This window comes from Bradyrhizobium sp. 23, from assembly GCF_023073295.1.
In the GTDB taxonomy this organism is placed as follows: domain Bacteria; phylum Pseudomonadota; class Alphaproteobacteria; order Rhizobiales; family Xanthobacteraceae; genus Bradyrhizobium; species Bradyrhizobium canariense_D.
Genome location: NZ_JADPJF010000086.1, coordinates 1 through 505 on the forward strand (window position 1 = coordinate 1; position 505 = coordinate 505).

Sequence of the window (505 nt, forward strand, 5' to 3'; positions counted from 1 at the left end):
CAGACGCGGCTGATCCTGCGGATGCATTTGAGAACGGATCACGGACCGCAAGCCGTCGGCGCCAATCAGAGCAGCGCCTTCGATGATCCCCGCTTCGGCGGTGAGCACGCTGACCCTGTCCCCCAGGTCTTCAAAGCTCGACACTGCGATCGATTGATCCAAGCGAACGTTCGGGAGCTTCCGGCAGGCATCCAGGAGAATGTTGTGCAAGTCGACGCGATGGATCGCGACATAAGGTTCGTCAAACCGCGCCCTGAACGTCTCATCAAAGGGAACGGCGGCGAGCTGCTCTCCCGAATATGCATCGAGCATGAGCAATGCGCTCGGCTTGTGAGATTGTGCGCGAACAGCGTCGGCAAGACACACGCCCCATAGCGCACCGAGCGTGCCAGGATAGGTTTCGTGCTCGCCCTCGGCGAGGTGGGTGAATTTCTCCGCAATGACTAGGGTGCGTGCGATCTCGTCGATGGAGGGGGTGCGGGTGCGTTCGCTCGTGTGATATTCG

General features: G+C 60.4%; 1 pseudogene. It reads right to left on the bottom strand.

The features are described 5' to 3' along the window. Nucleotides 1-505: pseudogene (locus tag IVB32_RS20650) on the bottom strand (hypothetical protein); the annotation flags it as partial.